The following is a 14353-nucleotide window of genomic DNA, read 5'->3' on the forward strand; positions in this document are numbered from 1 at the left end:
TCGGCTCAGCCACCGCTGTTGTGCAGTTCGGCTTCGGCGACCTCGGCCCGCATGCCTTCGGCGATCTCGCGGCTGTCGAGCCAGCGGTCGGGCAGGCTCGGCGTCTTCGGGGTGCCCGCGCGGCCGCGCTGGCCCTCAGCGTCGGCGCCGGGGTATGGCTGGTCGTGGTCGAGACGGCCGAGTAGCTGGTCGATCTCGTCAAGGCTCGACGACATCGCCAGCGCCGCCCGCGTCCCGCCGCCGACGGCGTAGCCCTTGAAGTACCAGGCGACGTGCTTACGGATGTCGCGCGTCGCCCGCCCCTCATCCTCGAAGAACTCGACGAGCAGCTCGGCATGGCGCCGATACGCCCGCGCCACTTCACCGAGGGTCGGTTCGGCCTTCAGCACCCCGCCCTGGAACGCCGCCGCGAGGTCGCCGAACAGCCACGGCTTGCCCAGGCACCCGCGTCCAACGACCACGCCGTCGCATCCGGTCTCGGCGACCATGCGCAGGGCGTCTTCGGCCGACCAGATGTCGCCGTTGCCGAGCACCGGCACTGTGGTCACCGCTTCTTTCAGTTTCGCGATCGCCGACCAGTCGGCGTGACCCGAATAGAACTCGCTCGCCGTACGGGCGTGCAGGGCGATGCTGCCCACCCCGGCACCCTCGGCGATGCGACCGGCTTCGAGGTAGGTGAGGTGCTCGGGGTCGATGCCCTTGCGCATCTTGATGGTGAGCGGCACCCGTCCCGCCGCGGTCACCGCCCCCTCGACGATCTCGCGGAACAGGTCGAGCTTCCACGGCAGCGCCGCTCCCCCGCCCTTGCGGGTGACCTTCGGCACCGGGCAGCCGAAGTTGAGGTCGATGTGATCGGCGCGATCCTCGGCGACGAGCATCGTCACCGCCTCGCGTACCGTCTTCGGGTCGACGCCATAGAGCTGGATGCTGCGCGGCGTCTCCGACTCGTGGTGCCGGATCAGCCGCATCGACTCCGGCGTGCGCTCGACCAAGGCTCGGGAGGTGATCATCTCGGAGACGTAGAGCCCCGCGCCGTACTCCCGGCACAGCCGACGGAACGCCGTGTTCGTGATGCCCGCCATCGGAGCAAGCACGACCGGAACGGTCAGCTCGAGCGGCCCGATCTTCAGCGGGCGCGCGACGACGGAAGTGGACACCCCTCGATTGTTTCAGACCGGGCTGTGGGGTGCCCGTCTCAGGCTGCCCGCGACCCAACTCTCGGAAATCCGGCCCTTCGTGCACGAGAGATCGACGAAGTCCCGGATTTCCGAGAGTTGGGTCGGCGCACCCGGCTGCCGGACAGCAGAATTGTCGAATGGCGACCGGCAGAGAGCGTGTGGCGGCGGATGCGGCGGCTCGCGGCATCCCGGTGGAGTTCATCGAGCGGATGCGGGCGTCATCCCTCGAGGAAGCGGCACAGATCCTCGGGATCGAGCCATCCGAGATCGTAAAGTCGCTCGTGGTGCGGCGGCACGACGGCAGTTATCTATTCGCGCTCGTGCCCGGCGATCGGCAGATTTCCTGGGCGAAACTGCGGGCCGTGGTCGGCGTCAACAAGCTGAGGCTGCCCGAGGCGGAGCTCGCGCTCGATGCGACCGGGTACGAACGCGGCACGATCACGCCGCTCGGGTCGACGACATCCTGGCCGGTGTTCGCCGACGAGCGGATCACGGGCAAGCGCGTCTCGATGGGCGCGGGCGAGCACGGCTACTCGCTGTTCGTGCAGGCGGACGATCTCGTGCGGGGTCTCGAAGCGACCCTGGCCGACATCACCGAGCCGGTCTAGAGTGACAGACACCCTGAAGAGGGTGTCTGCCGGGGTCGTGGCTCCCGATAAGCGTCGGACCCCGGCAGAACTCTGAGCGGGCGCTAGGCGACCGCTTCCGATTCCGCGGCGACGGGAAGCTCGACGTGGGCCGGACGGCCCAACGCGCGGTATTCCCAGCCAGCGGATCGGTAGGCATCGGCATCAAGCACGTTGCGCGTGTCGATGATGCGACGCTCGGCGACCAGGTCGCCCAGCGCTTCGGGGTCGGCATCCCGGAACTCGTCCCACTCGGTGAGCAACAGCACCACTTCGGCGCCGTCGACGACTTCCGCGAGCGACTCGACGAAGTCGAGGTCGGGGTAGACCCGGTGGGCGTTGACGTTCGCCTCGGGGTCGTAGACGACGACCTTCGCGCCTTCCAGGTAGAGCATTCGCGCGACGTCGAGCGCGGGGGCATCCCGCACGTCGTCAGAGTTCGGCTTGAAGGCCGCCCCCAGAGCGGCGACCTTCACCCCGTCGAGGCTCCCACCCGCGAGTTCACGGGCGAGGTCGACGGTGCGGCTTCGGCGACGGAGATTGATCTGGTCGATCTGGTCGAGGAACGAGATCGCGTCTCCGACACCCAGCTCTTCGGCACGGTGCCGGAACGCGCGGATGTCCTTCGGCAGGCAGCCGCCACCGAAGCCGAGACCGGGCTTGAGGAACTTGCCGCCGATCCGGGCGTCGTGGCTGAGCGCTTCGGCGAGCACGGTGACGTCGGCACCTGTCGTCTCGCAGATCTCGGCCATCGCGTTGATGTAGGAGATCTTCGTTGCAAGGAACGAGTTCGCGGCGGCCTTCACCAGCTCCGCGGTCGGCAGATCGCCAACGACGAGAGGCGTACCCTCGTCGAGAATCGGGCGGAACACGCGGCGCAGTTGCTCCTCCGCCCACTCCGACGCGACGCCGAAGACGAGGCGGTCGGGGTGCAGTGTGTCCTCGACCGCGAAACCTTCGCGCAAGAACTCGGGGTTCCACGCGAGTTCAAGTTCGGCGCCGATCGGCGACACCTCCTGCACGAGCGCGGTCAGTCGTTCGGCGGTCCCCACCGGCACCGTCGACTTGCCGACGAGCAGAGCCTTGCGGGTGATCCGGCGGGCAAGTTCGATGAACGCCGAGTCGACGTAGCGCATGTCGGCGGCGTGCGAGCCAGGGGCCTGTGGGGTGCCGACACAGATGAAGTGAACGTCGCCGAAGGCCGCAGCCTCGTCGAAGTCGGTCGTGAAGCGCAGTCGGCCGGCGTCGAGCGCCTGCCGAAGCTTCTCGGGTAGCCCGGGCTCGTAGAACGGCACGCGGCCAGAGGCGAGCGCGTCGATCTTCGCGGGATCGACGTCGACGCCGAGCACGTCGTAGCCAAGGACTGCCATGCAGATCGCGTGGGTGGCGCCAAGGTATCCCGTCCCGATAACGGTGATACGCGGCGATCCCACCCGGGGGGTGACGAGATCGAGGTTCTGGGTAGCCACTGGATCCTCCAAAGGGGCGTGGATGGTGCGGATGGGGGAAGCGCCTTAATCGGGGCGGCGCTCTTCGTTCAGCCGGAGCAGGTCACGTTCGTGAGTCCTTCTCCGGCGGCGGAAGCTTGGTTGTCACAGCTGACGACGTTGTCGCGTGCGGGAGTAAGTGAGAACCCGAAGCCAGGCCCGTTGACGTTCGCGATGTTGTCGCGGAAGACGTTGCGGGTGCCCCAGCCGTCGAGGATCTCGTGAGTCTGGAATCCGTCGAGCAACGAGTTGGTTCCCGTGTTGCCCTCGATGAGCCAGTCGTTGCCCTTGATATCGACCCAGGAGTCGGAGCCGTCTTCATGCATCCCGGAACCGTCGAAGGTGTTGCCACGCACGATGCCGTTGCTCGTGCCCTCCTTGACGTCGATCGCCTCGGCGGTCGTCTGGTGGATCGTATTGCCTTCGACGACGTTCCGGTCGGACGTGTCGGGTTCGCAGCCGGTGATGTCGCACCAGTTGCTTTCCGCGGTGCCGATGTAGATGCCCTCGCCGAACTTCTCGCGGCGAAGACCGGTCACACTCACGTCGTTGCCGGTGACGAGGTTGTCGGTGCTGAAGCGACGCAGATGGATGGCTTCGTCACCGATGCGGGTGACCGTCAGGCCCTGGATGACCGATCCGACGGTGCCGTCGGCCATCACGCCCTTCTGACCGTTGGTTACTGTGAACCCGACGAGACGCCAGTAGCTCGCGCTGTTCAGGTGGACGACGTAGCCCCCTTCGACGTCACCGCCGTCAAGGATGCTGTCCACCGATCCGCAGAGCGTGATCGGGTCACTCGCTGTGCCGCTCGGGGTGATCACGAAGTTTCCTGCGTAAGTACCGGGAGCGACCTGGATGACGTCGCCCGGCTGGGCGGCATCGAGGGCCGCCTGAAGGGTCGAGGCAGTGGAGACGAGGATGCCGTCGTCGCATCCTTCGACCGCGTTCGGCCGCTCGCTGGGCTCGGGCGTCGACTCGTCGACCCAGCCCGGCGGCTGGTCTGTTGCGTCTGCTTCGTCGGGCTGAGCGCCGGCGACCGCCCAGGCGATGCCGACGACGAGCGCGATGAGGACCGTCGATGCGACAGCAACCCAGACGAGGGTGCGACGTCGGGTCGTCACGCCAGCTGCCCTCCGGTCTGACCGATCCCGCGCACTCGGTCGCGATCCACGACGCCGCGGGTGAAGGCGCTCAGCGGCTTCTGGTCGGCGAACGGGTCGAAGCCGGGGGTGCGCGGCCGTCGCCCGATGACGCTCACGACGAGGACGATGATCAGCACGGCCCAGAGAACGGTGAGGGGCTGGAAGATCCGGCGCAGAATGACGTCGAGCGGCTTCGTGCTCGTCCAGTCGGAGGTGTCGTTGTCACGCACCGCCGTACCGTTCGTGCGGAAGACGTCGATCGCGCTGGGGCCGGCTCCGCTCACGACGTTGCCGACGATCACGCTGCCGCCGGTCTCGCCGACGAGCGCGATTCCGTGGTTCCCCACCTCGCTGATGCGGTTGTCTTCGATTCGACCACCGGCGTCGCGGGCGAAGATGCCGATGTCGGCACCCTTGATGCGGTTGTCGACCACGCGCAGGTCGGTGCCAGCGTCACGCAGAGCGACCGCTTGGCTCAGCGAGTTCTCGATCGTGTTGCCCTCGATGGTCACTGCCTGGGCGCCCGCCGAGACGACGATGCCCATCGCATTGCCCGCCACCTCGTTGCCGCGCAGGATGATCTCAGCACCGCCGACCACCTCGATGCCGTACCGGCCGTTACCGGAGGAGACGCTGTTGCGCACCTCATTGTCTCCGTAGGAGGCCACGGTGATCCCGGTCGCGCTCGGCCCGTCGACCAGGGGTCGCCCCTCGATCGTGATGCCGTTGCGGCCGTTGTCGCGTGCGACGAGTCCGTCGAAGACGACGCTCGAGGTGGCACGCGTGAGGTTGAAGCCATCCTGGGCATTGCCCGTCGCGGAGGATCCGGTGACCGTGCTGTTGGTGACATCCCGATGCAGCACGAGACCGTCGACGAGGTTGTCGGCGAAGGTGGAGTCACGGATCTCGACCCGATCGGAGTTCGTGACGAACAGCCCGAACGCGTCGCCGGTCACTTCGACCGACTGGATGAGTGCCGACGCGTAGCCGTCAGACACCTCTTCCTCGACCGAGAGGGTCTGGAGAGTCTCGGTGCCTTCGCCAAGAGCCTCGACGCCGGGGATCTGATCCTCGGGCGCGACCTCCTCGACGACGGTGGCTTCGAGACCTTCGGGCAGGACGGCGCCGGTCAGCGAAAGCCCGCCGGTCACTCCGCTCCAGAAGCCCAGGTCGCTCAGCTTGACGTCGACGAACTCGGCGTGGCCGGCGTAGACCCGGATGTAGGGGCGGCCGTCGGCGGTCACGGTGTCGGGCGCTTCAAGCGCGGCATCCCAGCTGGTGACCTCGAGAGGCAAGTCGGGGGATCCCTGGATCTCGAGGTCACCGCCGTCCGTGACGATCGTGACGAACCCGTCGGGGCTGCCACTGAGACGCAACAGGCCTTGGCCCGTCGCGGCGATCCTGAGGGTTGCGCCCTCAGCCACGTAGATGTGCTCGTTGAGCAGGTAGGCGCCGTCGTCTTGCGCCTCAACGCTCCGCGGAGCCATGCGGGAGAGTTCCGGAATCGAGTACGGGGTGTCGCGGGCGATCAGGACGATGGTCGGGATTCCGGTCGTCGTGAGCCGGAACGGACCGTCGGGGAGTTTGCCGTCGGCCACCGCGTGCTGGAGCGTCGAGCGGATGTCGAGCACGCGGCGCTCCTCGGCCGCGACGAGACGGGCTTCGGCATCGGGGTCGCCCGGGTAGTCACGACCGGCGGTGACCTCCGGATCGGCGGCGGCAACGTCAGGTGCGGCCTGAGCCGCGACGGTGCCGGCGAGCAACAGTCCGGTGACGAGAGCGGCGGTGACGAGCCCGCCGAGCGCGCGGGTCATGCTGCCACCTCCGCACCCAGCGTGCGCACGGTCTGACCGTCGCCGCCGACCGAATTGGCGTGCCGGGTCAGCCAGCCTTGCTTGTTCATCGTGAGGAACGCGTAGAGCTTGATCGGCAGGGCGATGAAAATCACCACGAGCACCACGAGGGGCAACAGGAGGATCTCTCCCGGGTGGCGTCGCAGGTGCGAGAAGCCCCGAACGCCGCGTCCGAAGAGCAGCCAGGCAGCCACCGCTCCGATGGCGATCGGGGTCAGTTCGAGTCGGCTGAAGACGAGGTAGGCGATCGTGAAGCCCATCGTGACGGGGGTGAGCAGAATCTGCAGCACGGTGATCTTCGTGATCAGCGGCTGACGCCACAGCCACCCCTTGGCGATCGCCGTGAGGTAGCAGCGGTAGGAGTTGCGGCTCCACCGCACCCGCTGTTTGACGAAGGCCGAGAACGTCGAGGGGAACATCGAGAGCGCCTTCGCCGAGCGCTGGTGCACGGTCTTGAAGCCCGAGGCGAGCACGAGCCAGGTGAGGCGTCCGTCGTCGCCCGAGATGCAGCGCTTGCCGAGGAAGAACTCGTTCTCGAGCTTGTCGAGCACCGGCAACACCGCCGACTTGCGGTAGACGGCGGTGCGGCCCGAGATGCACGGCACCGCGCCGGCTCGGCCCATCGCGGGCACGTAGTTGTAGTAGCGCAGGTTCACGAGCCAGTCGGCGATGCGCCGCCAGATGCTCGTGTGCCGGGCGTAGACGTTCTGCTGGGTCGAAACCCCGCCCACGGCCGGGTCGATGAACGGCTTCTGCACCTCGACCAGGAGGCCGGGGGTCCACGACGTGTCGGAGTCGGTCAGCACGAGAATCTCGTAACGCGCCAGTCGGATGCCGGCTCCGAGCGCCGAGCGCTTCCCCGCGTGTTCGAAGAGGATCGGACGGATGCGGTCGTCGTCGATTTCGACGATCCGGTCGTAGGTGTCAACGTCGGCGACGTCGAGCACGATGATGATTTCGTCCGGGTCCTGGGCTCGCCACGACTCGAGGCAGCGGAGCAGGATGTCGGGATCTTCGTGGAACGACGGCACGACGACGGACACCGAGGCGCGGAAGTCGCTCTCGATGGGCCGAGCGCCCGCCGACATGATCGACCGGATCAGCCACAGCGCCCAGACGAAGATGCCGGCCGCGGCGAGCGGGAAATAGGGGGTGAGAGTCGCGATGAAATCGGCGATCGCTTCGGGGTCGAAGCGGAACTCGAAACCGTCAGAGGGTTCGGGGAACGACAGAACGATTGCGGGCATCGGGGGCAGCCTTCGTTGGGGGGACGAAATAGGTGGCACTGACCGACGTCGACCTGAACACGACGTAATCCCCATTGAGCGAGTGCGACGATCCAGAACCCTAATCGGGGTGGATTCCCGTCACCGCACTACCGGCTGTTGGAGTTATCCTGTCCGCACTTGGGGGGACAACGTCAAGCTGAGCTGCCCGATCCGGCCCAGAGTTAACGTCACGTTCACCGAGGTTCACATGCCGGAAACATGAGAGGGCCTCGACCTTGGCGCGACCCCAGCTACGACACGGCCTCGTTCGCGGGGTCGCTCGCGCGCTCGGCGGCGACCTGCTGGAGCGCGTTCGCGAAGATCGCCGACTCCTGTGCTCCCGAGATGCCGTACTTCCCATCGAGCACGAAAAACGGAACCCCGCGGATGCCGAGCTCGCCTGCCTGCGCGACGTCGGCACGGACTGCGGCGAGGTGCTCGTCGGCGCTGAGCGAGCGCACGACATCTTCGCGATCGAGGCCGATCTCGGCGGCGAGGTCGGCGACATCTGCGATTCTGCCGACGTGGCGACCCTCCTCGAAATAGGCCTTCATCAGGCGTTCCTTCATCTGGGCCTGCATGCCGCGCGCCTTGGCGTAGTGAATCGCCTGGTGCCCGAGCACGGTGTTGGTGGTCTGCAGTTTCGCGTAGTCGTAGTGCAGGCCGACCGCCGCCGCGAGGCCGGTCACCCGCTCACCCATCGCCGCCGCCTGCTCGAGCGACACCCCGAGGTGAGCGGCGAGGAACTCGTCGTGGCTGCCGGCGAACTCTGCGGGCGTGCCGGGGGAAAGCTCGAACGAGTGGTACTCGACCTCGACCGGGATACCCGACGACGCGACCGCCGCCTCGAACTTGCGTTTGCCGATGAAACACCACGGGCAGGCGATATCCGACCAGACGTCGACCTTGATCGCTTCGGAGGGGGCGTCGCTCAGGAGAGAACTCACCCTGGGTTCAACCACCGTGCGGCGGCAGCATTCCCGCCGACGGCGACGGGATGCCGATTCGACTACGTCGTTCGACCCCGGTGCGCCGCGCGAACCATTCGACGCCGAACACCCAGAGCACGACGGTCACGATCTGCGCGACCAGCCCCGCTGGCCCGCCCGTGTCTTCCGTGATTCCGGTCGGCCCGAACATTCCGGTGCCGGTCACGACGAATGCCGCCACGTTGTTGACCGTGTGCATCGCGATGCCTGATTCGAGCCCGCCGGTGCGCACGGTGACAATGCCGAAGCCGATCCCCATGACCATGACGGTGAGAATGCCCCACTCGTCGTAGGCGTGGCTGAATCCGAAGAGCACCGCCGACGCGACGATCGTGACCGGTGCCCAGCGAACCCAGGCACCCACCGACTGCAGGAGGACGCCACGGTACAGGTACTCCTCGGTCGCGGCCTGCACCGGCACGAGCAGCACCACGATCAGCACCGAGAGCAAGTAGGTCGGCACGTCGGTGCTGAACGGCAGCAGCTGCTCCCCCGCCGCGAACCCGATTCCGAGTTGCCCGGCGAAGGTCGCGATCCACACCACGGCGGCCGGGATGAACGAGATGAGCAGCCAACGCCACCGCAACTGGACGAGCACCGAGTGCAGGATGTTCACCCGCAACCCCGCCGGACGGATCCCGGCAATGCGCAGCGCAAGCGGGATGAACGGAAGCACGAGGATGATCGAGCCCAGGCCGAACACGAGGGTCCACGGCCGCGCCATGTCGGGGCTGATGAGCGCAACGAGGTCGTCGGTGGCTGTCGGGCTGAGGAAGTCGATCGCGTTGGTCGCGAACAGCACGATGAACAACGGGATGGCCACGAGAATGCTGACACCGAGGAAGAACACCGTGGTCATCAGAACGGCGACCAGCGGACGCCACCAGCGGTAGGTCGGTTGCGCGCGATAGAGCCGGTGGTACGGCAGCTCGACGATCGTCATCTCGGTCACGCGTCAGTCGCCCTCTTCGAGATCGTCGATCAGTTTCAACCCGTCGCGCGCCCAGGTGATCTCCTGTTCGGCGCGCAGGACGAGACCTTCGTAGGCGTAACGCTTGAACGCCGCCGTGCGGGCGCGGTCTTTCTCAGGCGTGACCGCGAGTCGGCGGTTGAGCATCGGAGAGGTCGCCGTGTCGATTTGGTGGATCTGTTCCTCCCACTGCGCCAGTTCGCCTTCGTAGTGCGCGATGTGGGCGCGCAACTGGGCGCGAGCGGCATCCGGACTCGCCCACTCGAAGTAGGCGGACTTGAGGTGCATGGCGTCACGGAACCGCGCATACGGCAGGGTCGCGTTCATCCAGGCGCGGAGGGCATCCCGGCCTGCCTCCGTGATGTGATACTCGCGCTTGGTGCCCTTGGGGCCCCACGGAACCTCTTCGGCGGCGACGACCCCGTCGGCCTCCATCTTGCGGAGCTCGGGGTAGATCTGCGAGTCGGGGGCGTACCAGACGTGCCCGACCGAGGAATCGAACCTTTTGTGCAGGTCGTACCCGGTCATGGCGTCGACGCTCAGCAGAGCGAGCAGCGCGAATCGCAGTGACATGAGAGCAGACACCTCAGGGTCGGATGCGGAGACGAACTGTCCCCGCATCCGACCCTAGAGGTTGGTGCGGCCTGATCAGCCTTGGTAGCCGGTGCGCCAGCCGCCCTGGTACGACTGACGGGCAACCGTCGAGTACGGAACCGGGCTGACGACGGCACGCACGGGCAACTGCTCGTGCTTCTCGACCGAAGCCTTCGTGGTGTTCGGGTTCTCGCCCCACAGCACGCGCAGCTCGGTGCCCTCGGGCACATCGGGCGAGATCGTCGCGAGCGACAGCGCGCGCTTCTCGTTCGAGCTGTAGCCGGTGAACATCGAGTAGCCGACGACGGTGCCGTCGGCATCCACGACGGCGTCGTAGTTCGCCGAACCGTAGTTCGCGAGCGGCAGATCGAAGAACTTGTGCGACGGGCCGTCGACGTCGAACAGCGACGCGAAGATCTTCGTGACATCTTCGGCCTCCCAGGCGAGGGTGACCTTTTTACGCTGCGCGGCGGGATCCATCTTCTCGAGAGCGTCGCGGCCGATGAAGTCGTGGTCGAACTTCACGAACGAGCCATAGCCGAGCTCCCACGGGGTGAGGTAGTAGTCCTCGATGCTCTTCGACAGGAACGAGCCGGCGAGCGTTCCGGTCGCCTCGTACGAGTCGCCGGGCAGCCAGTCGCGGTAGCCCTGCTCTTCGGCACCCGTGTAGATCGCGGGCAGCGGCGACGGGATCCAACCCGACTCGAGGGTGTTCGACGGGTAGGCGCGCGAGCCGACCTGCACCAGGCCGAACTCCTTGCCCGCCTCGACGATGAGGTCGCGGATCTTGTGGTGGTCGGCGTACGGGCCCCACAGCTCCAGGCCAGGGGCACCGGCCATGCCGTGACGCAGGGTGCGCACGTTGACACCGCCGATGTTCATGGTCGACATGGCGAAGAACTTGAGCTGCTCGAGCGGTCCGCCGTTGAGCTTCTCGATGACCGACCAGGCGGTGGGGCCCTGAATCTGGAAGCGGTAGTACTTGCGCGACACCGCGTCGCCGTAGGGGCGCGAGTTCGAGCGACGGTCGACGACGACTTCGAGGTTCTTGTACCCCCCGGTCTCACCGTGGTACATCAGCCAGTTGGATGCCGGCGCGCGGCCCACATACACGTACTCGTCTTCGGCCTCGCGGAACAGGATGCCGTCGCCGATGACGTGACCCGACGCGGTGGTCGGCACGTACTGCTTAGCGCGGTCGACCGGGAAGACGGCGACCGAGTTGATCGCCGTGTCGGAGATCAACTTGATCGCGTCGGACCCCTTGAGGAAGACGTTGTCCATGTGGTGCGACTGGTCGTAGAGCACGGCCGTCGTACGCCAGGCCTGCTGCTCTTTGATCCAGTTCTGGAAGTCGGCCGGCACGACGGGGTAGATGTACGAGCCGATCTGGGAGTTGCGAAGCAGCTCGACGGGGCTTCCTGCCGCGGCGATGGCTTCGGTGAGGTTCTTTGCCATGGTTCCTTCTCCGTTGAATACCTATGAATGTAGGTGTTGGGTGAGCGTGAAAGGGTCCGGCTGGACCCCGGGGGTTAGAAAACGATCGTTTGGCGACCGGCGCGGATGACGCGGTCTTCACAGTGTGCGAGTACGGCGCGCGAGAGTACTTCGCGTTCGACGTAGGCGCCTTTGCGTTGCAGGTCGCTAGCGGTGTCGGCGTGGTTGACGCGGACGACGTCTTGTTCGATGATCGGGCCCTCGTCGAGTTCTTCGGTGACGTAGTGGGCGGTCGCGCCGATCAACTTGACGCCACGTTCCTTCGCCTTCTTGTAAGGCCCCGCCCCGATGAACGCGGGTAGGAAGGAGTGGTGGATGTTGATCACCGGCACGCCGACGCCGTCGAGAAAACCCTCGGACAGGATCTGCATGTAGCGCGCGAGCACGACGAGGTCGGCGTTGCCCGCGATCAAGTCGATGATCTTGTTCTCGGAGATCGACTTGTCGGCACCCGCGACGCTGGGCACATGGAAGAACGGGATGCCGAAGCTGCGCACATCCTCAGCCATGTCGGTGTGGTTGGAGATCACCATCGGAACGGTCATCGGGATCTCGCCGCGACGGTGCCGCCAGAGCAGATCGAGCAGGCAGTGATCGCTCTTCGACGCCAGGATGATGACACGCTTCGGCGATGCGCGGTGGGTGAGGGTCCAGGTCATCCCGAGGTCGTCGCCCAAGATTTTCGACAGGTCGGCCTCGAGCGCCTGCGAAGCCACGACCAGGTCGGGCAGATCGAAGACCGTACGCTGGAAGAACTGACCCCCATCGGGGTCGTCGGTGTACTGGTCGAGCGCGACAATATTCGCGCCGTGCTGGGCGAGCGTCGTCGACACGGCCGCGACGATTCCCGGGCGGTCGGCGCCGTAGACAATCAGCACTGCCTGGTTGGAACGGCCCGGGAGGGTCGCCGCCGCTGACTGGGCTTGCGTCATGGTCACAGCTTCTCCTTGAAGTCGCGGATCCATTCGGATGTCGCCGTCAGGCCGCCAAAAGTGTAGAAGTGCAACTTCACCACACCGTGCTGGGCAGGGTCGAGCTTCTTCGCGAGCCGCTTGATGAACTTGTCGGGCCCGGCGGTACCCATCAGGTTAGTGAGCGAGAGGCCATACTTTTTCGCGATGCCGGCACTCGACGCGACCCCGAACCTGGCTGCAAACGACAGCAACCGCTTGATGCCCGCAGGGCCGGGAACGCCGACCCGGATCTCGTAGTCGATCCCCGCCGCGCGCACCTTCTCGATCCAGGCGACTACGGGATCTTCGTCGAACCCGAACTGGGTGAGAATCGTGCCCGGCGTGCCCTGCTCAGTGAGAGTGGCGTGCTTGCCGGTGATCGCCGTCCACAACTTCTCGTCGGAAATGTCGGGGTGACCCTCGGGGTAGCCGGCGATCGAGATGTCCTGCGCGCCGTGCTGTTGCAGCAGGCCGGTCTTGATGACGTCGTGCGAGTCCGCATACGGACCCTCGGGTGTCGACGGGTCGCCGCCGACCGAGAAGACATGCGTCGACGTGTGCTGTTCCTGCAGCGCCGTGAGGAACTCCTCGAGCTGTTGCTGCGAAACCAGGCGCCGAGCCGAGATGTGCGGCACCGGGATGAACCCGCCGTCGAGCACGGCCCTCGACGCGACGAGCCGCATCGAGAGGTCTTCATTGCCGAGGAAGGTCACGTTGATGCGCGTGCCCTGCGGGATGAACGGGGCGGCTTCGAGCAGACCGGGCACATCTTTGCCGGTCATCTCGAGCGAGAAGTCTTCGAGCAACTGAGCGGGCGTGTAGGTCGCCATGGGAGTTGGTTCCTTCCGACATCGTCGTCGCGAGACAGACTACCTATGTCCATAGGTATTTGTCTAGCGCGGTTCCGTTCGGCGGGAACTAACCCTTCAGTTGCTCGGCGAGGTAACCCTTCAGGCGGTCGAGCGAAACCCGCTCCTGCCCCATCGTGTCGCGTTCGCGCACCGTGACGGCCTTGTCGTCGAGGGTGTCGAAGTCGACCGTCACCGCGAACGGCGTGCCGATCTCGTCTTGCCGACGGTAACGACGACCGATCGCGCCGGCGTCGTCGAACTCGATCATCCAGTCCTGCCGCAGATCGGCCGCGAGCTCTTTCGCGACGGGCGAGAGTTGTTCGTTGCGCGACAGCGGCAGCACGGCGACCTTGACCGGCGCGAGTCGACGGTCAAGGCGCAGAACGGTGCGCTTGTCGACGCCGCCCTTCGTGTTGGGTGCTTCGTCTTCGGCGTACGCGTCGACGAGGAATGCCATCAGGGCGCGGGTGAGGCCGAACGCCGGCTCGATGACGTACGGCGTCCAGCGCTCGTTCGTCGTCTGGTCGAAGTACGACAGGTCGACTCCCGACTCCTTCGAATGCGTCGACAGGTCGAAGTCGGTACGGTTCGCGACCCCCATCAGTTCGCCCCACTCGCTGCCGGCGAACCGGAAGCGGTACTCGAGGTCGACAGTGCGCTTCGAGTAGTGGCTGAGCTTCTCTTGCGGATGCTCGTAGCGACGGATGTTCTCGGCGCTGAGGCCGAGGCCGAGGTACCAGGCCTCGCACTGGTCGAGCCAGTACGTGAAGGCCTCCTCGTCGGAGCCCGGTTGCACGAAGTACTCCATCTCCATCTGCTCGAACTCGCGCGTGCGAAAGATGAAGTTGCCGGGCGTGACTTCGTTGCGAAACGATTTGCCGATTTGAGCGACGCCGAAAGGCAGTTTGCGCCGGCTGGTGTTCAGCACGTTAAGAAAGTTGA

General features: G+C 66.1%; 13 protein-coding genes. 1 reads left to right on the plus strand and 12 read right to left on the minus strand.

What is annotated here, in order from left to right; genetic code table 11:
- Window positions 1–5: 5 nt before the first annotated feature.
- A complete protein-coding gene (dusB, locus tag RMO30_RS06835) occupies window positions 6–1157 on the minus strand; it encodes a tRNA dihydrouridine synthase DusB (RefSeq protein WP_309711165.1) in 1152 nt (383 codons plus the stop codon).
- A 158-nt stretch (window positions 1158–1315) separates the two neighbouring features.
- Here dusB and RMO30_RS06840 point away from each other — a divergent pair, with 158 nt between their 5' ends.
- Complete coding sequence (locus RMO30_RS06840; RefSeq protein ID WP_309711168.1) at window positions 1316–1786, plus strand: YbaK/EbsC family protein; 471 nt, start codon at window positions 1316–1318, stop codon at window positions 1784–1786.
- An 83-nt stretch (window positions 1787–1869) separates the two neighbouring features.
- On the opposite strand, the gene RMO30_RS06845 is transcribed toward RMO30_RS06840, so the two are convergent.
- The 11 genes from RMO30_RS06845 to RMO30_RS06895 form a co-directional block, all read right to left on the minus strand.
- A complete protein-coding gene (locus RMO30_RS06845; RefSeq protein ID WP_309711171.1) occupies window positions 1870–3273 on the minus strand; it encodes a UDP-glucose/GDP-mannose dehydrogenase family protein in 1404 nt (467 codons plus the stop codon).
- Between the two features lie 68 nt (window positions 3274–3341).
- Window positions 3342–4415: a right-handed parallel beta-helix repeat-containing protein gene (locus tag RMO30_RS06850; RefSeq protein WP_309711174.1), complete on the minus strand. Its 1074-nt coding sequence runs from the start codon at window positions 4413–4415 to the stop codon at window positions 3342–3344.
- The gene (locus tag RMO30_RS06855) at window positions 4412–6250 is read right to left on the minus strand and encodes a right-handed parallel beta-helix repeat-containing protein (protein ID WP_309711176.1); all 1839 of its coding nucleotides are present in this window, start codon (window positions 6248–6250) and stop codon (window positions 4412–4414) included. Before RMO30_RS06855 ends, RMO30_RS06850 begins: the two co-directional genes overlap by 4 nt.
- On the minus strand, window positions 6247–7536 hold the full coding sequence (locus RMO30_RS06860) for a glycosyltransferase (protein ID WP_309711177.1): 1290 nt from the start codon (window positions 7534–7536) through the stop codon (window positions 6247–6249). The genes RMO30_RS06855 and RMO30_RS06860 overlap by 4 nt, the downstream gene beginning before the upstream one ends.
- Window positions 7537–7808: 272 nt before the next feature.
- Entirely contained in the window at window positions 7809–8504 is a 696-nt protein-coding gene (locus RMO30_RS06865; protein WP_309711179.1) for a DsbA family oxidoreductase, read from the minus strand.
- A gap of 7 nt (window positions 8505–8511) precedes the next feature.
- Window positions 8512–9489: a type II CAAX endopeptidase family protein gene (locus RMO30_RS06870; RefSeq protein ID WP_309711195.1), complete on the minus strand. Its 978-nt coding sequence runs from the start codon at window positions 9487–9489 to the stop codon at window positions 8512–8514.
- 12 nt (window positions 9490–9501) lie between these two features.
- Window positions 9502–10089: a PadR family transcriptional regulator gene (locus tag RMO30_RS06875; protein ID WP_309711182.1), complete on the minus strand. Its 588-nt coding sequence runs from the start codon at window positions 10087–10089 to the stop codon at window positions 9502–9504.
- Between the two features lie 75 nt (window positions 10090–10164).
- Entirely contained in the window at window positions 10165–11568 is a 1404-nt protein-coding gene (locus tag RMO30_RS06880; protein ID WP_309711185.1) for an aminomethyl transferase family protein, read from the minus strand.
- Window positions 11569–11642: 74 nt separating this feature from the next.
- Window positions 11643–12539 (minus strand): formyltetrahydrofolate deformylase, encoded by an 897-nt coding sequence (gene purU / locus RMO30_RS06885; protein WP_309711187.1) that lies wholly within the window; start codon window positions 12537–12539, stop codon window positions 11643–11645.
- 2 nt (window positions 12540–12541) lie between these two features.
- Window positions 12542–13390 (minus strand): methylenetetrahydrofolate reductase, encoded by an 849-nt coding sequence (locus RMO30_RS06890; RefSeq protein WP_309711190.1) that lies wholly within the window; start codon window positions 13388–13390, stop codon window positions 12542–12544.
- A gap of 88 nt (window positions 13391–13478) precedes the next feature.
- The coding region (locus tag RMO30_RS06895) for a glycine--tRNA ligase (RefSeq protein WP_309711192.1) at window positions 13479–14353 on the minus strand (875 nt) is incomplete at its 5' end.

It is taken from the genome of Pseudolysinimonas sp. (assembly GCF_031389465.1).
Taxonomy (GTDB): Bacteria; Actinomycetota; Actinomycetes; order Actinomycetales; family Microbacteriaceae; genus Pseudolysinimonas_A.

What these genes read in the sequence shown, in the direction of transcription:
- RMO30_RS06870 (WP_309711195.1), bottom strand. Translation starts at nt 9,489, where the DNA reads ATGACGATCGTCGAGCTGCCGTACCACCGGCTCTATCGCGCGCAACCG.
- RMO30_RS06890 (WP_309711190.1), bottom strand. Translation starts at nt 13,390, where the DNA reads ATGGCGACCTACACGCCCGCTCAGTTGCTCGAAGACTTCTCGCTCGAG.
- RMO30_RS06880 (WP_309711185.1), bottom strand. Translation starts at nt 11,568, where the DNA reads ATGGCAAAGAACCTCACCGAAGCCATCGCCGCGGCAGGAAGCCCCGTC.
- purU (WP_309711187.1), bottom strand. Translation starts at nt 12,539, where the DNA reads ATGACGCAAGCCCAGTCAGCGGCGGCGACCCTCCCGGGCCGTTCCAAC.
- RMO30_RS06875 (WP_309711182.1), bottom strand. Translation starts at nt 10,089, where the DNA reads ATGTCACTGCGATTCGCGCTGCTCGCTCTGCTGAGCGTCGACGCCATG.
- RMO30_RS06840 (WP_309711168.1), top strand. Translation starts at nt 1,316, where the DNA reads ATGGCGACCGGCAGAGAGCGTGTGGCGGCGGATGCGGCGGCTCGCGGC.
- RMO30_RS06860 (WP_309711177.1), bottom strand. Translation starts at nt 7,536, where the DNA reads ATGCCCGCAATCGTTCTGTCGTTCCCCGAACCCTCTGACGGTTTCGAG.
- RMO30_RS06855 (WP_309711176.1), bottom strand. Translation starts at nt 6,250, where the DNA reads ATGACCCGCGCGCTCGGCGGGCTCGTCACCGCCGCTCTCGTCACCGGA.